The 22,216-nt window shown below is 41.8% G+C and carries 21 protein-coding genes; 16 read left to right on the top strand and 5 right to left on the bottom strand.

Annotation, left to right across the window (positions count from 1 at the left end; translation table 11 throughout):
• The first annotated feature begins 64 nt into the window (after positions 1 to 64).
• The 4 genes from EPB74_RS02595 (at position 65) to EPB74_RS02580 (ending at position 2,826) form a co-directional block, all read left to right on the top strand.
• On the top strand, positions 65 to 526 hold the full coding sequence (locus tag EPB74_RS02595) for a methyltransferase family protein (RefSeq protein WP_274902584.1): 462 nt from the start codon (positions 65 to 67) through the stop codon (positions 524 to 526).
• Between the two features lie 369 nt (positions 527 to 895).
• Complete coding sequence (locus EPB74_RS02590; RefSeq protein WP_274902583.1) at positions 896 to 1,594, top strand: hypothetical protein; 699 nt, start codon at positions 896 to 898, stop codon at positions 1,592 to 1,594.
• Positions 1,595 to 1,683: 89 nt separating this feature from the next.
• Positions 1,684 to 2,487 carry a PhzF family phenazine biosynthesis protein gene (locus EPB74_RS02585; RefSeq protein ID WP_274902582.1) on the top strand — a complete coding sequence of 268 codons (804 nt, stop codon included), beginning with the start codon at positions 1,684 to 1,686 and terminating at the stop codon, positions 2,485 to 2,487.
• A gap of 6 nt (positions 2,488 to 2,493) precedes the next feature.
• Positions 2,494 to 2,826 carry a YnfA family protein gene (locus tag EPB74_RS02580; protein WP_079693050.1) on the top strand — a complete coding sequence of 111 codons (333 nt, stop codon included), beginning with the start codon at positions 2,494 to 2,496 and terminating at the stop codon, positions 2,824 to 2,826.
• A gap of 90 nt (positions 2,827 to 2,916) precedes the next feature.
• Here EPB74_RS02580 and EPB74_RS02575 read toward each other — a convergent pair whose 3' ends face one another.
• Positions 2,917 to 3,039, bottom strand: coding sequence for a hypothetical protein (locus tag EPB74_RS02575; protein WP_264753840.1), 123 nt, complete (start codon positions 3,037 to 3,039; stop codon positions 2,917 to 2,919).
• Between the two features lie 395 nt (positions 3,040 to 3,434).
• Between EPB74_RS02575 and EPB74_RS02570 the strand changes: the two genes are divergently transcribed.
• The 11 genes from EPB74_RS02570 to radA all read left to right on the top strand — a co-directional run bounded on the left by EPB74_RS02570 (position 3,435) and on the right by radA (position 14,561).
• Positions 3,435 to 4,034: a 6-pyruvoyl trahydropterin synthase family protein gene (locus tag EPB74_RS02570; protein ID WP_274902581.1), complete on the top strand. Its 600-nt coding sequence runs from the start codon at positions 3,435 to 3,437 to the stop codon at positions 4,032 to 4,034.
• 5 nt (positions 4,035 to 4,039) lie between these two features.
• Complete coding sequence (gene tsaE, locus EPB74_RS02565) at positions 4,040 to 4,591, top strand: tRNA (adenosine(37)-N6)-threonylcarbamoyltransferase complex ATPase subunit type 1 TsaE (RefSeq protein WP_274902674.1); 552 nt, start codon at positions 4,040 to 4,042, stop codon at positions 4,589 to 4,591.
• Between the two features lie 74 nt (positions 4,592 to 4,665).
• On the top strand, positions 4,666 to 6,456 hold the full coding sequence (gene mutL / locus EPB74_RS02560) for a DNA mismatch repair endonuclease MutL (RefSeq protein WP_274902579.1): 1,791 nt from the start codon (positions 4,666 to 4,668) through the stop codon (positions 6,454 to 6,456).
• A gap of 91 nt (positions 6,457 to 6,547) precedes the next feature.
• Complete coding sequence (miaA, locus tag EPB74_RS02555; RefSeq protein ID WP_274902578.1) at positions 6,548 to 7,759, top strand: tRNA (adenosine(37)-N6)-dimethylallyltransferase MiaA; 1,212 nt, start codon at positions 6,548 to 6,550, stop codon at positions 7,757 to 7,759.
• Positions 7,760 to 8,227: 468 nt separating this feature from the next.
• Complete coding sequence (hfq, locus tag EPB74_RS02550) at positions 8,228 to 8,779, top strand: RNA chaperone Hfq (RefSeq protein WP_274902577.1); 552 nt, start codon at positions 8,228 to 8,230, stop codon at positions 8,777 to 8,779.
• A gap of 270 nt (positions 8,780 to 9,049) precedes the next feature.
• Positions 9,050 to 10,042: a KpsF/GutQ family sugar-phosphate isomerase gene (locus EPB74_RS02545; protein ID WP_089555432.1), complete on the top strand. Its 993-nt coding sequence runs from the start codon at positions 9,050 to 9,052 to the stop codon at positions 10,040 to 10,042.
• Between the two features lie 38 nt (positions 10,043 to 10,080).
• The gene (locus EPB74_RS02540; RefSeq protein ID WP_089555433.1) at positions 10,081 to 10,647 is read left to right on the top strand and encodes a KdsC family phosphatase; all 567 of its coding nucleotides are present in this window, start codon (positions 10,081 to 10,083) and stop codon (positions 10,645 to 10,647) included.
• Positions 10,644 to 11,228, top strand: a complete 585-nt coding sequence (gene lptC, locus EPB74_RS02535) for an LPS export ABC transporter periplasmic protein LptC (RefSeq protein WP_079691637.1) — start codon at positions 10,644 to 10,646, stop codon at positions 11,226 to 11,228. Before EPB74_RS02540 ends, lptC begins: the two co-directional genes overlap by 4 nt.
• Positions 11,229 to 11,402: 174 nt before the next feature.
• On the top strand, positions 11,403 to 11,972 hold the full coding sequence (lptA, locus tag EPB74_RS02530; protein ID WP_079691638.1) for a lipopolysaccharide transport periplasmic protein LptA: 570 nt from the start codon (positions 11,403 to 11,405) through the stop codon (positions 11,970 to 11,972).
• A gap of 115 nt (positions 11,973 to 12,087) precedes the next feature.
• Complete coding sequence (lptB, locus tag EPB74_RS02525) at positions 12,088 to 12,867, top strand: LPS export ABC transporter ATP-binding protein (RefSeq protein ID WP_079691639.1); 780 nt, start codon at positions 12,088 to 12,090, stop codon at positions 12,865 to 12,867.
• Between the two features lie 248 nt (positions 12,868 to 13,115).
• Entirely contained in the window at positions 13,116 to 14,561 is a 1,446-nt protein-coding gene (radA, locus tag EPB74_RS02520) for a DNA repair protein RadA (protein ID WP_274902575.1), read from the top strand.
• 296 nt (positions 14,562 to 14,857) lie between these two features.
• On the opposite strand, the gene EPB74_RS02515 is transcribed toward radA, so the two are convergent.
• Positions 14,858 to 15,478: a septal ring lytic transglycosylase RlpA family protein gene (locus EPB74_RS02515; protein ID WP_274902574.1), complete on the bottom strand. Its 621-nt coding sequence runs from the start codon at positions 15,476 to 15,478 to the stop codon at positions 14,858 to 14,860.
• A gap of 1,019 nt (positions 15,479 to 16,497) precedes the next feature.
• Entirely contained in the window at positions 16,498 to 17,640 is a 1,143-nt protein-coding gene (rodA, locus tag EPB74_RS02510; protein ID WP_274902573.1) for a rod shape-determining protein RodA, read from the bottom strand.
• Positions 17,641 to 17,900: 260 nt separating this feature from the next.
• On the opposite strand from rodA, the gene EPB74_RS02505 reads away from it, so the two are divergent.
• Complete coding sequence (locus EPB74_RS02505; protein ID WP_079691643.1) at positions 17,901 to 18,863, top strand: D-Ala-D-Ala carboxypeptidase family metallohydrolase; 963 nt, start codon at positions 17,901 to 17,903, stop codon at positions 18,861 to 18,863.
• Positions 18,864 to 18,957: 94 nt separating this feature from the next.
• Here EPB74_RS02505 and EPB74_RS02500 read toward each other — a convergent pair whose 3' ends face one another.
• A complete protein-coding gene (locus EPB74_RS02500; protein WP_089555437.1) occupies positions 18,958 to 20,532 on the bottom strand; it encodes a M16 family metallopeptidase in 1,575 nt (524 codons plus the stop codon).
• Positions 20,533 to 20,600: 68 nt separating this feature from the next.
• Positions 20,601 to 22,151: a M16 family metallopeptidase gene (locus tag EPB74_RS02495; protein WP_274902569.1), complete on the bottom strand. Its 1,551-nt coding sequence runs from the start codon at positions 22,149 to 22,151 to the stop codon at positions 20,601 to 20,603.
• Positions 22,152 to 22,216 lie beyond the last annotated feature (65 nt).

Raw genomic sequence — 22,216 nt, 5'->3', positions numbered from 1 at the left:
TAGGTTAGCGGATACAATGAAGGAAGCTAAAAGCATACCTTCAATGAAACTTTACGGTGATCTTATGAGTTTTCTAGAGCTAAAAATACCACCTGTCGCGCAAGTCATCATTACCGCTGCCGCGATGGTTGGCGTGTCTAAAACCATGCCAAGTTTGAAGTTTTCACTTAATGGCTCAACTGGGTTAGCCGTTGGTTTGGGAGTCATAGGATTGAGTAGTGGCATTATGGGCGTGACTCAATTTAGAAAAGCTCAGACCACCCCTAATCCACAAGCACTTGAAAAAGTCTCTAGTTTAGTGACCAGCGGTATCTATCAATATAGTCGCAATCCTATGTATTTAGGCTTGGTGCTTATCTTATTAGGCTGGGCGCTATATCTGTCTCATTTTTTGGCATTTATTTTAATACCAATATTTATGATATATATGACACGCTTTCAAATTCAGCCAGAAGAAAGAGTGATGACGCAGAAATTTGGTGATAAGTATCGAGCTTATCTAAATAAGGTACGTCGTTGGATTTGAAATCAAACAGCTGGCTTACCTTGAAACAATAATGTCTGCAAAAAGGAACGTTCATATGAGCTAAGAAAGATTCAATATTTTACTTAAGCCATTAATCAAGCCTGCTTTAATGCTGGTGCCTTAAGCTGATCGTTCTACAGTAGGCGCGAGTTGCGAGAGCAGGTTTGGAGGTTTTCCTTATGCGGCGACTGGAGACACTGGGCACTCTTGCCCTAGCTGCAAAAATTTTATACCAGTAGCACTGTATCGGTTTTAAGGTGAATCAACTATACATGAAAGACGTTACCCGAACCAATTATACGGTCTTAAGCGTCAGGAAATTAGAAAGCTTTTGTGAGTTTTATAAGGAAGAAACACAAGGAAAGAGCAATGACCAATCAAGCGAAGCGACCGAAAGAAGGCGTGCTAAAAGAAGAAGCTGGGACAACGGATCGCGAAGGTTTCATATCTCCAACCATTGGAGAACTTGAACATGTGTTATATTTCACTACCGTACCTTCGCTGACTAAGAAAGTTAAAGAGGTTTTGGCTGCGGGGCGATTATTAACGCCTGGAGCAGTCATTGTTTGGGATGAAACGATTGGGCGTCGTAAAGGTTCTAAAGCGGTTGCTAAATCATGGTGGGCTGGAGATGGGTCATTAACGGCCGCATTTGTGTTAGATCACTTGCAAGGTGTAAAGACAGAAGGCTATATTGATCAGGGTTATACTGAACAAGATTACCTTAACCATTTAGCTGCCGCAGCAATTCGTACTATCGACTCTCTATCACCAAAAATACCCGCTGTATTTATACCGCCAAATAATTTATATATGAATAACCTTAGGGTAGGCGCACTATCTTACGAACGGCATGATCTGGCCGATATACTTATCATTCGACTAAACTGTACAACCAATTTTGACAAAGCCCCTAAAGAAATTATAAACACAGCAATCAATATCGTTGAATATATTGATATTAAGCAGTTACCATTAAAGACTTCGGGTACACTGACAAACACGTTATTAACTCGTCTAATGGATGAAATACCAATAGCATTTAGTAATATCTCAGCACCATTATAAAATCATAGACTTGCTAACCATTCATTCGTTGTGATCTAAAAAAATCGCATATTTCAAATATTGAATCTTGAAAATTATTGGATACAAACATGCAACTCGAAATAAATGTAATCGATGCTTTTACTGATACGGTTTTTAGAGGCAATTCTGCAGCCGTTATTATCACCGATAGCTGGCTTGACGCAACATTAATGCAGTCTATTGCTTTTGAGAATAATTTATCTGAGACTGCCTTTATCGTTTCTGATGATAAGGGTGTTTATCATATTCGCTGGTTTTCACCGCTTACTGAGATTGATTTTTGCGGTCATGCGACCTTAGCCTCTGCCTTTGTATTGTTTAAGAAAAACCCTACTTTAAAAACCATTAAATTTTCAGCCAAAGCCGTTGGGATTTTGACCATTGTGCAAATGGATAATGGCAAAATACAAATGGACTTCCCAAATAGGATGCCTGAAAAGGTCAGTAATATTCCTGACAGCTTATTAGCTGGTCTTTCCATCACACCTGTTGAGGTTTATCAAAATGCGCAAGCATATTTTGTGATTTATGACTCTGAGTCTGACGTATTAAATGTGCTTCGAGACAATGAGGCGCTAAAGCAACTTGCTCCTTTGGACGTCGTTGTTACTTGTCAGTCTGAATCAGATAAGTACGATTTTATTTCAAGATACTTTTGGCCTGCTAATGGCGGTGACGAGGACCCCGTAACGGGCTCAGCTCACACTGGATTAGCGCCGTTATGGGCAGAGCGTTTAGGCAACAGTGAATTGCTCGCGTATCAAGCATCAAAACGTGGCGGGGTTTTGGATTGTATGGTTAAATCAGATAGAGTGCTTATTTCTGGTAATGCGGTACAGTATTTAACTGGATTTATCACGGTAAAGGAGTAAGTGATTTTGTCTGAATTAAAAACAGTAGGGCTTTTTGCTATTACGGCGTTGGCTGAAATCGCGGGTTGTTATCTGCCTTATCTGTGGTTGCGAGAAGGCAAGTCAATTTGGCTGCTTATCCCTGGGGTGTTAAGCTTAGTCGCTTTTGTCTGGTTACTGTCCTTACATCCAACTGCTGCCGGTCGAGTCTATGCAGCCTATGGTGGTGTCTATATCACCATGGCTATTTTATGGCTATGGACGGTAAATGGCATACGCCCAACCACTTGGGATATATTGGGTTCTGCTGTGGCATTGCTAGGAATGGCGATTATTATGTTTGCACCGCGCAGTACCTAGTATAAAGACAGCGCCTAGCATAAAAAATGCCAATCAAACCATAAGGTTCGATTGGCATAGCTTTAGTCAGACCAGTGATGGGCTTAATAATTAATGCTTACCTAAGATACTGCCATTGTCTTCTTTCTTGGCTTGTTTAGCCGCTTTCTTCTCTTTTGCCGTTAACAGCGGCTTCTTTTTTACATTCTTCTTACTATCTTGACCTTTACTCATGTCTTTTTCCTTTTTAGGTAACATATACAACATGTTAAGCCAGATTATACTGACCTAATGACTGTATTGATACATTTGACGCAAGACGCTGCGTACTGAAATGAGTATAGCTCTAAGCCTAAGTAATAGATAGCGCAAGCACAATTCACCTACGATTAGACTCAGTCATACTTTTCTTAATATTAATTTTTAAAATTTTATTTAATAACTGGGGCTTATAAGTAGGTGTTGTATACCGTAGATTTATTTAGTCAATATTGCTATTAATAAGTGCTTACTTACGGATGGATGGCTATTTGCTATAATGGGCAATAAGCTGATAAATAACAGCAGCAAACTTTTATAATATTAATATTTAGCACAATGATGCTTACTATTTTGGTTGATTAATTATTATGCGTATCCGTAAACTTTTTAAATTTGAAAACGCTCATATTGTGCGTAACTGTAGCTCTGAGCGCTGCAAACATTCGATTCATGGTCACAGCTATCAGATTGAATTGATTCTTGAGGCTAAGCGTTTAGACCACGGGCAGATGGTTTACGATTTTGGTTTATTAAAATCCTCTATTAAGGACATTATCGACAGCTTCGATCACGCTATTTGTTTTTGGAGTAAAGACGATCCTGAATATATCGCTGCCTGTAAGAAGTTCAGTGCACGTTGGATAAGCTTGCCAGTATCTCCATCGGCAGAGCAGTTCTCACGCGTCATATTCTTTTGGGCGCAAGAGATTCTACAACAAACTCAGATGCAAAATGGTGAAGCTGATGTCAGCGTTTATTCAGTGATTGCTCACGAAACCGCAACGGGCTACGCGCAGTGCTTTGTTGATGATGTAGCCAATGAGCAAATGGGTAAGCTGGTTTTAGAGGATTTTGAATTTAGCGAACAAGTTCGAGCTGAATGGGATGACTCTGAGCTGTATGCAAAGTTAATACGCGGTGAGAGTTTTATTAATCCAGCAGTAACCATGCAAGTACAGGCAGATTGAGAGTGATGCATAATGAGAACTCTATAACAGGTGATAAATCTGTGCAAACGATAACACTGCGCTCTGAAAAAGATACCCAGCGTTTGGCTGAGCAATTGGCAGCTTTGCCACTGACAGGTAGCGTGTGGCTGGCGGGTGATTTGGGTGCAGGTAAAACCACCCTGACTCGCTATTGGTTACAGGCGCTAGGGCACAAGGGAGCGGTAAAGAGTCCGACTTATACCTTGGTTGAACCTTATAGTATTCAGCAAGATGACGGCACCACTAAACCTGTCTATCATGCTGATTTATATCGTCTACAAGATCCAGAAGAGCTGTCTTTTATAGGCTTTGATGAGTATTTAGATGAGCCTAACGCGCTGGTTATCATTGAATGGGCAAGTCGGGCGGACAGCTATCTTCCGCCACCGACATTGTTTATTGATATAAAACAAGGGTTTATTGATATCACTCAAAGCAATAATGATAATAATGCTAAAGAATGCCGTCAAGTTGAGCTGCGATTATCGAAAGCACGACAAGCGCAAGGACTGGATTTGTCAGCAATAAAAATCTAGGTTAAGCCAAATGTAAGCCTCTCATACTCTGAAAGCATGCTATTCATCAACGTAAGATAACCATAACTATAATCATGCCCGATAACCATTCTAATACCCGCATCAAAAAACTATCGCCGCTGCTTATCAATCAATTGGCAGCGGGTGAGGTTGTGACACGTCCAGCCGCTGTGGTCAAAGAGCTGCTTGAAAATGCGATTGATGCTAGTGCCAGCGATATTGAGATACATATTACTCAAGGTGGTATGGGGCTGATAGAGGTTATTGATAATGGTATCGGCATTCACCCCGATGATATGGTGATGGCGATTACTCGTCACGCAACCAGTAAAGTCGCCGATGTGGCTAACTTGCATGGTATTACGACGTTAGGGTTTCGTGGTGAAGCATTGGCAGCAACGGCTGCAGTATCGCGTTTAGCCTTAACCAGTAGTCATGATAACAGCGGGATTGGGCGCCAGTTGCAGGTCGCTGGTGTATTAGACGATACGCCAAAGCTGATACCGGTCGTACATCATCGTGGTACGACAATTACGGTAAAAGATTTATATTTTAATGTGCCAGCGCGCCGCGGTAACTTGAAGTCTATCGCGACCGAGTTTACGCATATTGAAACAATTGTCCGTGAGGTGGCATTGGCGCGAGCCGATGTGGCATTGACGCTCTTTCATGATAATAAAAAGCGGCTGTCATTATCCATAAATGCTATAAGTGGTAATGATAATGCGAGTCGTCTGCCACTGTCACGTCTTGAGCAAGCGACTGGTATTTCGCTGACAGAGCAGTCCATTGAGGTGGCGGTTGATCTATCGAGCCTGATGCAGCAGTCCAAAGGTTCTCTTTATAACAACAATGTTCATAATGGATACGCCAATAATGAAAGTGCCGATACACAGCCTAGTATTAGTGGTTGGTTATGGCCTAGCAGTGATTCGCAGCATAACTTACCAAAATTAATCTACGTGAATGGTAGATTGGTAAAAGAGGCTTTGATTAGCAATCAACTCCGCCAACTCACTCAAAGTGCACAGTTGGCAGGTATTGGTTATGCGCTTTATTTTGAGTTGCCCACCCAATGGCTTAATATCAATGTCCATCCATCCAAACAGCGCATTAAAATTAGCCCACTTAATAACATCATGGCGCATTTAAACCATGCTATTCACTCAAAGTTAAAAGCAGTTAGTGCAAAAAAAATTGCTAGTCAGCAATGTGAAAAAGTGGCTAACAATAAAGTGCCGAACAGTAATATTTCTACAAGCAAATCATTCGATACGTTATTTGATACATCATTGCACCAGACATCGTCTACCAGTCACTTAACGCAAAATAGACAAGTACAAGCTCCTAAACAGTCATATCAATTGCCTGATAAGCCAGCAGAATCTTATATTGATGAGTCTGTAGGTCATCGTATTAATACTTTAAATAGCCCGTTTAAAGAGACTAAACCTTTACCAATTTGCTTAGATATTATTACCAGTTTGAATGGTCTAGCAGCAGAATCTTCTGTCATCAAAGATATTGAAGGTGTTAAGGGTAAGACACTACCTTGGCTATTATTTTATAATCAAGGTAAGTTCTTATTGATTAATGCAGAGGATTGGCAGTCAAAGATGAGCTTGTTGTTTGAGTCATATTTATTTAGTGGCACTGTCTTTAGTAACCCTGTATTTAAGAAGAATAACATAGCAAATAGCGCTACCCATATTAATCAGCAACTGGCGACTGTCAGTGCGCAAATGTCAGCACAAGATTTGCTAGCATTTATAGCAGATATTGAAGAATTGCTGACTAAATATGCCGTCAAGGCCATAGACAATAATCAATTAGTGGGATTGATGCTATCATCTTCAGCCGAATAAACTGATGCTGAACACATAGCTAATGGCTGCTCTAATCACTCAAAGCGTAACTATTAACATTATTAACACTATAATAATTAAAGGCAACTATATGCGACTTTCGTCTGATAGCCTATCTTCTAGCTTAAGTCCCGATTTAGCGGATAATAGCGTGGTGTGCTTGATGGCACCAACCGCGAGTGGTAAGACAGCCTTGGCTTATGAGCTTTATGATACCGGGCGTTATGAGCTAATTTCAGTAGATTCAGCGCTGATTTATCGTGACATGAATATCGGTACGGCGAAACCAACGGCCACTGAGCTGGCGCGTTATCCGCATTATTTAGTCGATATCATTAATCCTATGCAAAGTTATAGTGTCGCTGAATTTGTTAGCGATGTGGCACGTCTGATTGATCGTTGTCATCAAAATGGCAAGATACCACTGCTCGTAGGCGGTACCATGATGTATTACATGGCGCTACTTGATGGGTTGTCTCCTGTACCTGATAGCGATAATAGCGTTCGCGCGCGCGTAGAGCAGTGGCGACAAGATGAAGGCATCGAGGCTTTATATGATTATCTAGGTAAAGTTGATTCTGTTAGCCACCAACGCCTAAATGCCACTGATACTCAGCGTATTACTCGCGCTGTCGAAGTCTATCTACAAACAGCCATCCCACTCAGTGATTGGCAGCGTCAGCCCAAGCAAGCATTGGCACATAATCCAAAACAGCAATGGCATGCATTGGCAGTTATGCCTGAGCGTCCATGGCTGCATGAACGTATCGAGCAGCGTTTAGATATTATGTGGGCTGAAGGGTTGGTTAATGAGGTGATTGGTTTACTGGAGCGTTATCCTTTGACACCCAACTTACCATCGATGCGCTGCGTTGGCTATCGGCAAGTATTGGAATATTTGGTACATATTAAGCACCCAATACTCGAGCAACCACATTTGGATAAAGCCCAGTTCTATGAGGCTTTTGGTGAATGTGAAGCACTAATTACTGATAAATCAAAACAACACATAACGACTCAACGGAACATGACTCAGCCACAATGCCAGTCGCATTTACTAATAGCTAATAGTCAAACTGAGGCGCTTGCTTGTCAGCAAATGCAAAATAAGGCATTATATGCGACAAGACAGCTAGCAAAGCGCCAGTACACTTGGCTGCGCAAGTTGGTGCAACTGTCTGATAATTCAACAGCGTCACTAACGAACACCGCTTTATCTAGTGATATGAATGACTTTAAAAATAATAAGATAATGCTCCATTCGTTCACCACAATGGAACAGGCGAGAGAGTATTTATTTTAGTTAGTTACTTCAAGGGCTTATATGAATAATTTAAGTCAATTGCGCTGTGAATCATCGAAATAAGCATCATACTATTAATTATCGTACAGATAATGTTGTACAAATATATGCAAGTAGGATCATGCGCAAATTCTAAGCTAATGACAATTAGTTTCAAAGTATAATGTATATAACTGTTATAATTCTACTTAATCAGAGTAGTAGGTTTTATAAATGACAGCTGCTTTTTGAATCATTATCAACTAACATTTGATTATCAAGACAGATCCTGCAACAACTGGTTACTTAATTTATTACAATAACAACGTATTCACGATAAAGTAGAATTACTTAACAAGAATTAGTACTTATTTAGATACGTTTTATAAATAAAACTTACTACTGTATCTGTCTTTAGCCATTATAATTAAAGCAACACTTAAAATAATTGGCATTAACAATAATTATATAATATTTAGGAGAGATTTCATGTCAAAAGGACAAACTTTACAAGATCCGTTCTTGAATTCGCTGCGCAAAGATCGTATACCAGTTTCTATTTTTTTAGTTAATGGCATCAAATTACAGGGTCAAATAGAATCATTCGACCAATATGTGGTACTGCTTAAAAATACAGTGAGTCAAATGGTATATAAACACGCCATTTCGACAGTCGTACCAGCTCGTAACCCTCGAAGTAGCACAACGCCAGCTACTGGTACTCAAAGCCAAAGTGCTGCACCTGTGGGTTATCAAGGTAGTGGTATGAGCAGTGGCAGTGGTTTTGAGCGCGGTGGCAATCCTACCCCTGCTAGTGGCGGTGGTTTTGAAGAGCGCGGCTTTGCCAATCGTAGCGGCTTTAACCGTGGTGGCTTTAGCCAAGGTCAAGATCGTGGTTTTGAGCGTGGTAGCTTTGGTCAAAGTCAGGAGCGTGGTTTTGAGCGTGGTGGTTTTGGTCAAGATCGTGGTTTCGAAGCACCTGCAGAGAATGCGGATTTCGACAATAAACCAAATGATGAATCTGATGATAGTAGCCAATAAATAGCGATGCTTAACAGCTGATCTATTAGTGAACATGTTATTAAAATATGAGATGTTGGATGAAGACCTACTACTATAGTGGGTTTTTTTTGTATAGATAAACGTCTCATAATTTATTGATGATACAGTTATAGGCATAGTTTGAGATAGTGTTATAAATATTGAGTACGGTTACTAATATTGAGTATGGTTATTAATATTGACCATAGTATAGTAAAATACTTATTTGATTTATTGTAAATATACAGCCACTAAATGTAGAGCCACTGTATGAATAATCCCGAACGCAATCTAACCCATGAGCAATTCATTAGTACCGCTATTGACGCTATTAAGACCGAACAGGCGGCACTAGCATTACTGATAGAGCAGATCGATGATAGATTTGCACAGGCTTGTGATATTATTTTAGCCTGTCAGGGTCGAGTGGTCGTCACAGGTATGGGTAAGTCGGGGCTGATTGGGCGTAAGATAGCCGCAACGTTTGCTTCTACTGGTACGCCATCGTTTTTTATGCATCCCGGTGAAGCGGGGCATGGCGACCTAGGTATGTTGGTAAAAGGCGATGTTCTACTTGCCATCTCCAACTCTGGGGAGTCGGATGAGATTAAAATGCTACTGCCAGTGGTCAAACACTTAAACATCCCGCTGATTAGTATCAGTCGAGATAAGCGCGGTATGCTGCCTCATGCAGCGGATATCATACTGACGCTTGGCAAATCGCAGGAGGCTTGTCCACTTAACCTTGCACCGACCTCAAGTACCACGGCTACCTTAGCATTAGGCGATGCCTTGGCAGTTGCCTTGGTACATGCGCGTAATTTCACCTCAGAAGATTTTGCTTTATCGCATCCTGCTGGTGCATTAGGGCGTCAGCTACTGACGCGAGTAGAAGATTTGATGCATACCAAGTCAGAAAACTTACCGCTTATCAATCAGCAAGCGCCATTACAAGAAGCCCTTTTTATTATGTCTGCTGGGCGTTTAGGCATGACGGTTGTCACTGATGATGATAAAAAGGTTGTCGGTATCTTTACAGATGGTGACTTAAGGCGAGGTCTAGAAAAAGGCATTGATTTACAGACACCGATGCGCGAGCTCATGGTGAGTAATCCACGCCGCATCAGTAGAACGATGCGTGCCTCAGATGCGCTGAGTGTGATGAATGAAAATGCTATTAGTCAGCTGCTGATTATTGACGATGAGCAGCATCTAGAAGCCGTTATTACGGTACATGATTTATTACAAGCCGGTGTAAAGTAAGTGTTATATTAAAAAAAGCCTTTAATAAGAGATAACTGATGCAAGACTTAATAAAAAAAGCCGGACAAGTAAAGTTATTAGTCATGGATGTTGATGGTATTTTGTCAAACGGTCAAATTATTTATGATGCCAATGGTATTGAGACAAAAGCTTTTTCAGTACATGATGGCGTGGGTGTTAAATCGTTAGCACGTTATGGTATTTTGACGGCAATTATTACGGGTCGTAGCAGTCCGATGGTAGACAAGCGCGCCGCTGAGATGGGTGTGAACTATATTGTACAAGGTCGTGATGATAAGCTAGTCGCATTCAATGAGCTGTTAGCAAGCATTGATCCTACGCTCAATATCACTGCTGCCGATTGCGCTTATATGGGTGATGACTTGCCTGATATTAAAGCGATGCAAACGGTAGGATTTGCTGCCACAGTGCCTAATGCCCATGCGGAGGTCATCAATCGTAGTGATATGGTCACGACTCGCGCCGGTGGTACGGGCGCAGTACGTGAAGTATGTGATCTCATTCTAAAGGGTCATGGACATTATCAAAACTTTATCGCCCACTATACGCTTGATGAAGCAAAAACTCAGGATAACTTGTCGTGAATACTCGTGTTTTAATAGTCATTGCGTTGATTATCGCTGGTATTGCGGGCTGGTTTTTTCAGCAGCAAGGAGAAATAACGCCACCGGTAAATCTTGAAACGTCTGATGTCGATTATGAAGCGACAGATATTAAGGCGGTACAGACGAACGAGAAAGGTGAAACGGAGTACGAGCTCAGTGCTGAATCGTTGACGCATAATCCGGTAACCAACAAGGATGAGATGAAAGGCATCACTATGAATTGGGAGCCTTCAGATGAGCAGCGCTATCGTATCGAAGCAGGTAGTGCTGCTATCAGTCAGCAGACAGGAGAGCTTAGCTTATCGGGTGGTTTTTCTTTAGTCAGCGAAGATAAGGCAGGCAAATCTGATATTGAACCGATTAAAGTAACCGGAGCCACATTGAAGGGTAATACTAAGTCGGGTCAAGTCTATAGTGATGAAGCGGTCAAAGTTGAACAAGGTATGAACCGGTTTGAGGCATCAAGTATGAAAGCCAATCTTGAGACAGGGGAATATGAGTTTGGTCAAGTGGCAGTCTCTTTTACGCCCGCTGAACGTCAAGACAAAGCCTTGTTTTAACCAGCGCATTATTTGAATTATTGCACTATATTAATAACTACTATATTAATAACTACCGTGTTAATAATTACATTGCTTTAAGCATCATTATACTGAGGTATAAACATATATTTAGCACAGCATCTAGCAGGAAGTTTGCAAACTCTACTACCCATTATAAAACGAGTAATTTTCATGAAATCTAATTTTTTGCCTACTTTACGCTTGCTATCGACTCGCTCTATTCACCTATCGCCTAGCCTGCGTACGCTGCCGATGGTGATGCTTTTAGCGCTGCCATTATATAGCCATGCATTACCATCAGATGCCAACCAGCCAATCAAACTATTAGCGGATAAAGCGACTTATAGTGAGCGTAGTGGTATTACCAGTTACTCCGGCAGCGTGGTTATTACTCAAGGTACGTTTAAGATGACGGCCGACAATATTACCGTCAATCTATCACAGGGTCGTAGTATCAACTCGGCAGTAGCGACTGGACGTCCAGCAACTATGCAGCAAGTTGTCACGCAAGAAAAAGGTGTGGCAAAAGGTCAGGCAAATAAAATTGACTATAACGCGGTTACAGGTATCGTCACGCTAACTGGTAATGCAAAATTGGTGCAAAATGGCGCAAGTTTTGCAGGTAATGTCATTCGTTATAGCCTAAAAGCCGGTGATGTGGAAGCAACTGCCGGTGGCAATCAACGAGTAGAGCTGGTCTTTCCACCCAATAACAGCAACAGCCAAAGCGGCATACGCTAAGCCATATAACGAGTTAAGCAACTAAATAAAAAACGACTAAACATCTAAGTGGTTAGTATCAGTGCTTATATGCTTCCATATGATAAGTAAGTTATGAATAAGTTATGAGTAAGTTATGAATGATAATAAAAATAATGACCCGATAGCGTCAACCAGTACTTCTGAACCTGTCGCCCGTTTATCGATGCAAAACCTAGGTAAACGCTATGGCAAACGCTGGGTTGTTAAAGATGTCTCATTCTCTGTTGAGCAAGGGCAGGTCGTAGGATTATTGGGTCCAAACGGTGCCGGTAAAACAACCAGCTTTTATATGGTAGTAGGGCTGGTCAATATGGATAAGGGCCGTGTGACCTTGGGGAAAATGGACTTATCTAAATATGCGATGCATGAGCGTGCTCGTGCGGGTATTGGCTATTTGCCGCAAGAGGCGTCTATTTTCCGTAAATTGTCTATTGAAGACAATATTTTAGCCATCTTGCAAACTCGTAAAGAGTTGAGTGCTAGCGAGCAACGGCAAGAGCTTGAAAAATTAATCGGCGATTTCCATTTAGAACATGTGCGGAAATCTTTGGGCATGAGTGTATCAGGTGGTGAGCGTCGCCGCTGTGAAATTGCCCGTGCTTTGGCTGCTGACCCCAAATTTATCTTATTAGATGAGCCTTTTGCCGGTGTAGATCCCATCTCTGTTGGCGATATCAAAGAGGTTATTTTAGCGTTAAAAAAGCGCGGTATTGGGGTGTTAATCACTGACCATAATGTGCGTGATACTTTGGCCATTTGTGAAAAAGCATATATTGTCTCAGAGGGTGCTATCATTGCTGAGGGCACAGCACGTGAAGTCTTAGACAATGAATTGGTTAAGTCTGTCTATCTAGGCAAAGATTTTCAAGTATAAATCAATCTGTTAAATATTTTTTCACTGACGCTGGCATAAGATTTTTAAGTTCGCGCTCTTAGCCAGCTACTGCTATTTATCTTATATTTAGAATACTTTTACTTTTAGCATTATCCCTTCTATAAAACACCGTCTGCCATAGCAGCGGCTTGTTTATCTTAAAATTCTTCTAAAATTAACGCTCATAAAAGCGTCATTATATTCTATTTATCATTCTTGCTTGAATATCTGAACAAGGCTCATACGTTATGGCAAAAAATAAATCCAGTTATGTCTGTCAAGCTTGCGGCGCTCATTTTGGTAAGTGGGCAGGGCAATGTAGCGATTGCAGCGAATGGAACACTTTAATTGAAGCGCCAAATGTCAGTATGCCGCACCATAATAAAAATACAGCAAAGCCTAATGTCGGTCGTGCAACGCCTCGCAATACAGGTGGCGCTGGTGCACCTGCTGGAAACTATTCAGGGACGCATAGTGGGGTCATGCCGCTCAATGCAGTGAGTGTGGGTTTAGATACACGTTTGCCAACAGGCATCAGTGAGTTTGATCGCGTATTGGGTGGTGGACTGGTTGCCGGTTCAGTCGTATTAATAGGGGGTGATCCTGGTATTGGTAAGTCTACCATTCTGTTGCAAACAGCTACTAATATGGCAAAAGTTGATTCACTGGCAGGAAGTGCGCTGTATGTGACCGGTGAAGAATCATTGGCACAGGTAGCCATGCGTGCGAAGCGCTTAGATTTGCCTGCTGATAGATTGCGTGTGCTCGCTGAAACCAATGTTGAGACTATCTGTGCAGCATTAACGCAAGAGCAGCCGGCGATTGCTATTATTGACTCTATTCAGACCATTTATACTGATGCCATCAATTCTGCACCAGGCGGGGTCAGTCAGATTAGAGAGTCTGCTGCGATTTTGACTCGCTATGCTAAACAAACAGGTACCGCGCTATTTTTAGTAGGGCATGTGACCAAAGAAGGCACGCTAGCAGGCCCGCGCGTGCTTGAGCATATGGTAGATACGGTTTTATATTTTGAAGGTCAGTCTGATTCACGCTTTCGAATGATACGTGCGGTAAAAAATCGATTTGGCGCAGTTAATGAGTTAGGGATTTTTGGCATGACGGATATGGGGCTGAAAGAAGTTGCCAATCCATCAGCGATATTTTTGAGCCGTTATGACAAACCTGTTGCTGGTTCTGTAGTTATGGTTAGCCGTGAAGGCACTAGACCGTTACTAGTGGAAGTGCAAGCATTAGTGGATGACTCTCAAGGCTCACCAAGACGTATGGCATTGGGCTTAGACTTTCAACGTTTATCCATGCTGCTGGCAGTGATGCACCGCCATGGTGGCATCCATACCAGTGGGCAAGATGTCTATGTCAACGTAGTGGGCGGTGTCAAAGTGATAGAGACAGGTTCAGATTTGGCGGTGCTACTCGCTTGTGCATCAAGTATTAGAGAAAAAGCATTACCATCGTCATTGGCAGTGTTTGGTGAAGTAGGTCTGTCTGGTGAAATTCGCCCTGTGCCCAATGGGCAAGAACGTTTAAAAGAAGCCATGAAGCATGGCTTTAAGCACGCCATTATTCCTAAAGGCAATGCACCTGCCAAAGACTCTGCTCAGTTTAAAGGTATTAATATCATTGCGGTAGAACGTCTCGATGATGCTATTGAAAGCGCATTTGAGCTGTAGTTTATTGAGCTATAGTCTATAGTCAGTTCAAAATAAAAGCGATACGATTGTAATAACGTGCTATTGCTTGCTGTGCGCAGGCGTGACAGAGGCTGCAAAAAATTTATAGTCAATAGCACTGTATCGTTTCTAAAATCAATCTACTATATAAAAACAAGCTTTGTAAAATTAAGCCATAAAAAAGCGCCTAACTCATTATTCGTTAGGCGCTTTTTTTAAATCTAATTTTAAATCTAAAAACCTTGATACAAAACCGTTAAAGGTTTAAACCGCGAATGGTCTAAAACGTTAATGGTTTAAGAAGATGGTCCTGCAACACGCTCAATAGCGACGTTACCCACACCTTTAGCAGTAATACCAAGCTTTTTGGCAGCACCGTAGGATAAATCCATCACACGGTTGCCATGAAATGGACCACGATCGTTCACTTTTACGACGACGCTTTTACCGTTTGTCTTATTGGTTACTTTAACATAGCAGTTTAATGGCAGTGAGCGATGAGCAGCAGTTAAGCCGTTCATATCAAAAGTCTCGCCACTGGCTGTTTTGCGACCATGAAACTGGCGACCGTACCAAGAAGCTAAACCCGTTTGTTTAAACTTGCTCACAGAATTGGATGCTACTGCCGTTAGACGCTCTAAAACGTCTTCGTCATTACTGACTTGTGCAGTATCACTGGCTAACAGTGAGCTGCTGAGCGCTAATGAAGTAGGCTGGCGTGCCGATTTAACTAAGCTTGATGCGCCGTCATGTTGACGACTAAGTTCACCGAGTACACGGTCGATATGGGAGGCGTTATCTTGCGAAACCATGGAAAGGGAGGTTTTTGATTCTACAGCATTTGCATTAGAAGCGATTGCAGAGCCAGCAAATAGTACGGCTGACATGGTAAGTAAACCAGATAAACGCTTATTCATAAATACCTCTATAACTTATACCTTAGAACCTAACTCTAAAAAATCTTAGAGGGAGCGAGATAGTGTTAGACCAACCTAACAGTACCGCAAACTCTAAAACCGATATCAATCATCTTTCTCATAATAATTGATGTTATAGCTCGGTTTTTATAAGTTCTAACGTATGGTAATTTTTAATTCATCATCATAAATGGGTATAGGGTTTTGATAACCCAGTTATGACACGCTCAAATGATGGTTAACAATCTTACTTAAAACATGCATCAACAACTAAAATCAGATACTAATATTCAATAAACAGCCTTTTTAACATTGCTAAGTTAATAAAGGGTTTCGAGAGTCTTACGTATAAGTTTGTTATTAAACCGTTAATTAAGTAGTGACTTTGAAAGTCTAAAATCTACAAGTTGCTAACTATACGGATGAGCTACAACGACAATATAATTAAATGCTAACTTTCTTAGTAGCTCTGTACGGGTTATGTATAAATGACACTAAGACGAGATTAACGCAATTAATTGTAAAAAACAAGGAATAAAACCTATTGGTATTGAGTGCTAAATGCTAAATATTTAACATGGTTCATAAGAGTAGTTTGTGTGTATATTATCAATAAAATCATGTATTTATATATTAATGCAGAGAGAGTAAACAGTGCTTTTTATCACAGTTTATGTAGAACTGATTACAAATAAGATTGGTGCGAACGGACTTATTTACTAGGATTTTTGCTCATTCTATCTTTACGTATAGTTACTTAATAAATAGATTTTAAGCCGAGTACGTACGGTTATTTGTTAATCTACTCATTTTTGAAACTTGCTAGGTTGTGTTTTACTTAGGTATTTAGCGATGGCGTTACTATAGCTATTTTCACTATTTTAGATGCTAAAGTAAGTTGTCAAATACTGAATTTCTTAAAAGCTAAAACTATCTTGGTATGGCTTTTAAAGGGTATAAAAAAAGAGACCATGCAATGTAAACATAGGGTCTCTTAAGTTATAAAAAATTGGAAAATGTTAGCCAGATTTATGAGTATGAATGGACATGAGTAAGCCAAAACCCGCCATTAAAGTGACGACGGCGGTACCACCATAGCTAATGAAGGGTAAAGGGACACCAACCACAGGGAGAATACCGCCAACCATACCAACATTGACGAATACATAGACAAAGAAGGACATGGCGATAGCGCCTGCCAATAATCGGCTGTAAGTATCAGGATGGGCGAAAGCGATATATAAAGCTCGTGTCAGTATGCAAGCATAAATGAACATTAACAATATGACGCCTAGCAAACCAAACTCTTCAGAAAAAGCGGCGATAATAAAGTCGGTATGACCTTCTGGTAAAAAGTGTAAATGAGATTGCGTACCTTCCAAATAGCCTTTACCGGTCAGACCACCGGCACCGATGGCCGTTTTGGACTGAATAATATTCCAACCTGCGCCTTGTACATCAGCCTCAGGATTGAATAGAGTGAGTACGCGCGTACGTTGATAGTCGTGTAATAAAAAGTTCCAAGCGACAGCAATAACTGGAATCGATAAAGCCACAGCGCTTGCAATGAGTCGCCACGATAGTCCTGCCAAAAACAACACAAAGATACCGCTGGCGGCGACCAGTAATGAAGTACCAAGGTCAGGCTCTTTCGCAATTAATAATACCGGCACTACGATTAACGCTAAAGTAATGGCGATACTTGATAATGAGGGCGGTAAATCGCGCTTGGATAGGAACCACGCACACATCATGGGCATACCAAGCTTCATAAATTCTGACGGCTGTACACTGCCAAACCCTGGTAAATTAATCCAGCGCTGTGCGCCCATGCGCACCTCGCCAATGATGTCAACCAACACCAGTAGTATCAGGCCCAATACATAAAAGATAGGCGTAAAGGTACGATAAATACTAGGCGGTATTTGTGCCATGACAGCCATGACCGTAAATCCAACACCGTAGCTGACCATTTGTCGTATAACCATATCAGTATCTTGACCTGCCGCACTGTATAAAATCGTCAAACCAATGCAGCAAACGGTCAGTAACAGTAGGGTCAACCACGGATCGATATGAATACGCTGCCAGATTGTCGGTGTATGACCTTGACCTAAATGGTGGCTTTGACGAGAAAAACGGTATTGCGGGTTAGAAGACATAGGCAAAGTGTGACTGGCAATTGGCGTGGAAGAGAAGTGATTTTCGATAAATAAACGAGTAATCAGCGATTATAAAGCGTTTATTCGACCAGATAATAACGAATAAAGTAACTTACGGGTAATAAAGTAACGTTAATATAAAAATGTTGAGGATAAGTGTTAATAACGAATAGGTCACTGCTGATTAGTGACGATAGTTTAGCTTGCTTGCTTAAAATTTGATAGTATCGATAAAACGTTTTTAGCGGTAGTTTCTTGTAATGATCAATATCAAAAAACAAGCTTATGGAAAAATTCATCAGCCTATTATTGCACTATTTATTTGTGCCAGCAGTATCAGTGCTCATGCCGCCATTATCAGTGACAATAGCGAGCGCCGTATTCAAATACGTCATGGCAATAGCGCTACTAACAGCAGCACGAATGCCTACATCACGCCGTCTTCTCGAGAGGCAGGCCATAGTGGTGGCGTTACTATACTAAGCGGCGGGGAAAGTGGATCAAATAGGCTAAGTGGCGATAGTATGCAAGGGCTGATCCAACAAAAACAGCGTGAGTTTGAATTTGATGCCAGCTTATCGATAGAAGAGAACAAACGTGTCAATACCAATAAACGTACGCCGAGCTATAACACCACCTATAGCACCGGTAGTAATAACTATAATGATTTTACCAGTATGGATTTTAATACTTGGTTAAATAGTAACAGCTATCGCGCTGGGCAAGTGGCAAATTATCAACGCTACCTGAACTCACGAGTAGGCGCTCGAAATGTACCACCTTTATCGCAATTGCTTACGACTGCTCGTAGTTGGGATAAATGTGGTTATGAGCCTTATCAGCTACCACCGCAAGAGCTATGGTCAAACATTGTACCGACATTACAGTTATATGGTCAGCTAAAAAACCAAGGTATTTTGCCTGCCAGCACTGAGATACGCTCGGTATATCGCAGCCCTGGATTAAATGACTGTGCTGGCGGAGCTAGTAGTAGTAAGCATATGACTGCGGGCGCGATCGATATCTGGGTACCTCAATACGAGGGTAACTCATGGCAGCTGAGCAGTATGCAAGATAGCTTATGCGAGTTTTGGCAATATCAGGGTCAGTCTCATAACTTTGGGCTAGGATTGTATTCCACCGGTGCTATTCATTTGGATACCGATGGCTATCGTAAATGGGGCTTTAATCATGCCAGTAGCGGCTCTCCTTGCCGTTATTAATTGTTATAAGCTAGATGTAAAATAAAAAATAAGCTCAGCCAGTAATATTTACTGACTGAGCTTATTTTTTGTACCGTATTAAAGGTAAAAGATACTATTTAGTAGCTTTCTTACTAGCCGCCTTCTTATCCCAAGGGTTAACCTCGCCAACGGTGACGATTAAGAAATCATCAGGCTTTAAGGTATCACGCATGGTTTTATTGACTTCTGATAATGTTACTTGTTCAATACGATTGACATAATTACTGAGGTAGCTTGTGGGTAGCTGATAAAAATTCATCATGCCGAGTAAACCATTAATCCCTGCATTACTGGCAAAACCCATCGGGAAACTGTTTTTTAGATTATCCGTTGTTAATTTCATCTCATCACTGGTGATGCCGTTTTTTAATGTATCGTCAATGACTGCTAAACTGGCATCAATGGCTGCACGCGCCTTGTCATTGCGAGTCGAAAAACCAATTTGATAAGGTCCACGTGCCAGCATTGGGTTCATAGAGCCTGAAATACCATAAGTATAGCCAAGGTTTTGTCTGATTTCCGTCATCAGTCTTGCATTAAAATCGCCCCCTGCCAACACTTCGTTCCCTACGGCAAAGTTGGTTTGCTTTTGCTGTGCTTGGGTATCAGTCGCACGCTTCTCGCCCAATTGTCCCATTAGCACAGTGGTTTGAGTGCTGGGAAACGGAATATGAATATGCTGAGCTTTTGTCAGTGGTTTTGGCTCGGGGAGGGTGGGTGCCGCTTGTCCCACGGGTAAATTGACGGTGATATCTTCAGCCAGCTTTTTGGCTTGCGCTAAAGTTAGGTTGCCTGTCATAGCAAGGGAGGCATTAGCAGCGACTAAATAACGATTTTTAAAATCTATAAGATGCTTTTTTTCTATATTAGGAACCGTGTCAAGTGTCCCAACCGATGGGTGAGCGTAAGGATGGCTGCCATATAATGCTTTGCTAAAAGCAATGCTAGCAAGACTATTAGGGTCTTGTTTTTGCTGCTGCAAACCAACCAATAGCCGTGCTTTGTTACGCGCTAAAATTTGCTCATCAAAGCTCGGTTCGGTGAGCATTTGGGTCATTAAATCGATGGCAGGTAGTAAGTGCTTATCGTCAGATAAACTGCGTAAAGAGACAGTAAACATATCTTTGTAGGCGCTGCTGCCTAGATTAATGCCCAAGGTTTCAACCGCGCGGGTGAACTCGTTTTCATCTAAACGCTTAGAGCCTTGCTCAAGCATCGTTGCCGTCATATTGGCGATACCAAAGCCTGTGCTGTTTATGCTGCCATCACGAGCGCTACCCGCATTAAAACGCAAATCGATATCGACAATGGGTAATGCGGTCGTAGGTACAAAAAGTACTGGCACACCGGCTTTGGTCTTAAACTGCTGAATCTTTGGTACCGTGACTTTCAAAGGTTTGGCATCATCAAGACTGGTCAACTTAGACAAAGCAGCAATTGGCGCACTGGTATCGACGGTAGATGGCTGAGTGCGGTAGTCTTCGCCAGCAGTCGTCTCTGCCTGAGCTGTCATGGTTAATGTCGTCAGCCCTAAAAATAAACCCATACTAAAACAGGGCAGTTGCTTAAATGTTGGTTTTATTAACGACAGCAAAGCGGTCTTCTTTTTGGTATTCTTGTTAGTGCTGAGAATAGTATTCTGAGTCATGTCTTTCTTCTTATTAATAGCGTTTTTAACAGTAATTTTCGTTGAGGTAATCTAATAATACCTCGCCTTTATTTGCCTTTGGCTTCTTTTTTAGCTGGCGCTTTAACTTGCTTTTTAGTTTGGTCTTTAGGCGGAACGATATGCATCACCGTTAAATTATCTTTTACTAAATACTTTTTGCTAGCCGCTTGAATATCTGCAATCGTCACGCTATCGAGCTTGGTTGGCAGTTTGGCAAGCAACCTATCATCAAGACCGATAGATTGTAATGAGCCAATCATGCGCGCCTGACCTTCCATACTGTCTTGCGCGTACACAAGACCCGTGACCGTATTGGTTTTGGCACGATCGATTTCATCTGCGGCAATTGGATCAGTTTTAAGCTTTTCTATTTCAGAGATTATAGCTTGCTGTGCTTGCTCTAAGCTTACGCCTTCACGCGGAGTCGCTTGTATCAAAAACAGTCCATCGCCGCGATCCAGTAGATCATAAGATGTACCCACTGTGGTGAGCAGACCTTGCTCGCGTATTAGTCTGCTCTCAAGGCGTGCAGATAGGCCACCATCTAAGACGTCTTGCGCAAGCGAGAGCGCATAAGCCTGCTTTTCATTGCTTGTGCCTGCTGTTACAAGGCTCGGTACGTTATAACCCATTAATAAGACAGGCACTTGTACGGCTTGCTCGGATGCTACTTGCTGATAACCACGAAAGCCTTTTTGGCTGACAGCAGGACGCTTAGGTAGCTTACTTGGTGTCAGCTCGCCAAAGTAACGCTTCACTTGAGTTAAAACTTCGCTCGGCTCAACATCGCCGACGATGACTAAGGTTGCATTATTTGGCGCATACCATATTTTATACCAGTCTTTTAAGTCGGAAAGCGTAATCGATTCAAGCTCATTCATGGGTCCGATGACCGACTCCCCTTTAGGGCTATTCGGCAAGGCAAGCAAGCGAAATGATTCATAAGCCTTGGCAAGTGGATTGTCATCGGTACGCTGACGGCGCTCTTCCATGACGACTTGATGCTCTTTGACAAATTCTTTCTCATCAAATACCAAGTTTTTCATACGATCCGCTTCAAGCTCTAACGCTAAAGGAAAGCGGTTGGCAGGGAACAGCTCGTAATAACCGGTATAATCGTAGCTCGTAAAGGCATTATTGACGCCACCGAATTTGGCAATCAAACGCTCATAATCAGCACTTGAAACGTCGGCAGTTCCTTTAAACATCATATGCTCGAGCACATGAGAGATACCCCCTTTATCAAGCGGTTCATCGGCTGACCCTACGCGATACCAAATCTGAGTCATGACCACGGGCGCACGGTGGTCTTCTTTAACTACTATTTTTAGACCGTTTTCTAACTGATACTCATGGCGACCGGACATATCCATTGTCAGCGCTGATGATTGCTCAGTCTCTTTAGGGGCTTTATCCTGATCTGCTTTATTTTGACTCAAAGTATTTTGAGACACTGAACTTTGAGACACTGGACTTTTAACAGCAGACACTGGATTAGAATCAATGACATTGGTTTGGCAAGCCGCAAGCGTGGTTGCCATGGCTAAGGTAACGGCGAGGCGTAGAGAGAGAGCAGTTAGCGATAAAGGTGAGGACATGGTATGTTCTACTTATATAAAAGGGAAACTTTTAAACGGGCAGCTTGTAAGTTGATGCGTGAGTA

Source organism: Psychrobacter sp. DAB_AL62B (assembly GCF_028895345.1).
Lineage (GTDB): Bacteria > Pseudomonadota > Gammaproteobacteria > Pseudomonadales > Moraxellaceae > Psychrobacter.
The sequence above is the reverse complement of the archived record's forward strand: the minus strand, read 5'-3'. Positions and strand labels throughout refer to the sequence as shown.

Coding starts and splice junctions, on each gene's coding strand:
- EPB74_RS02595 (WP_274902584.1), top strand. CDS start 65: ATGAGTTTTCTAGAGCTAAAAATACCACCTGTCGCGCAAGTCATCATT.
- EPB74_RS02590 (WP_274902583.1), top strand. CDS start 896: ATGACCAATCAAGCGAAGCGACCGAAAGAAGGCGTGCTAAAAGAAGAA.
- EPB74_RS02585 (WP_274902582.1), top strand. CDS start 1,684: ATGCAACTCGAAATAAATGTAATCGATGCTTTTACTGATACGGTTTTT.
- EPB74_RS02575 (WP_264753840.1), bottom strand. CDS start 3,039: ATGAGTAAAGGTCAAGATAGTAAGAAGAATGTAAAAAAGAAGCCGCTG.
- EPB74_RS02570 (WP_274902581.1), top strand. CDS start 3,435: ATGCGTATCCGTAAACTTTTTAAATTTGAAAACGCTCATATTGTGCGT.
- tsaE (WP_274902674.1), top strand. CDS start 4,040: ATGCATAATGAGAACTCTATAACAGGTGATAAATCTGTGCAAACGATA.
- mutL (WP_274902579.1), top strand. CDS start 4,666: ATGCCCGATAACCATTCTAATACCCGCATCAAAAAACTATCGCCGCTG.
- miaA (WP_274902578.1), top strand. CDS start 6,548: ATGCGACTTTCGTCTGATAGCCTATCTTCTAGCTTAAGTCCCGATTTA.
- hfq (WP_274902577.1), top strand. CDS start 8,228: ATGTCAAAAGGACAAACTTTACAAGATCCGTTCTTGAATTCGCTGCGC.
- EPB74_RS02545 (WP_089555432.1), top strand. CDS start 9,050: ATGAATAATCCCGAACGCAATCTAACCCATGAGCAATTCATTAGTACC.
- EPB74_RS02540 (WP_089555433.1), top strand. CDS start 10,081: ATGCAAGACTTAATAAAAAAAGCCGGACAAGTAAAGTTATTAGTCATG.
- lptA (WP_079691638.1), top strand. CDS start 11,403: ATGAAATCTAATTTTTTGCCTACTTTACGCTTGCTATCGACTCGCTCT.
- lptB (WP_079691639.1), top strand. CDS start 12,088: ATGAATGATAATAAAAATAATGACCCGATAGCGTCAACCAGTACTTCT.
- radA (WP_274902575.1), top strand. CDS start 13,116: ATGGCAAAAAATAAATCCAGTTATGTCTGTCAAGCTTGCGGCGCTCAT.
- EPB74_RS02515 (WP_274902574.1), bottom strand. CDS start 15,478: ATGAATAAGCGTTTATCTGGTTTACTTACCATGTCAGCCGTACTATTT.
- rodA (WP_274902573.1), bottom strand. CDS start 17,640: ATGTCTTCTAACCCGCAATACCGTTTTTCTCGTCAAAGCCACCATTTA.
- EPB74_RS02505 (WP_079691643.1), top strand. CDS start 17,901: ATGATCAATATCAAAAAACAAGCTTATGGAAAAATTCATCAGCCTATT.
- EPB74_RS02500 (WP_089555437.1), bottom strand. CDS start 20,532: ATGACTCAGAATACTATTCTCAGCACTAACAAGAATACCAAAAAGAAG.
- EPB74_RS02495 (WP_274902569.1), bottom strand. CDS start 22,151: ATGTCCTCACCTTTATCGCTAACTGCTCTCTCTCTACGCCTCGCCGTT.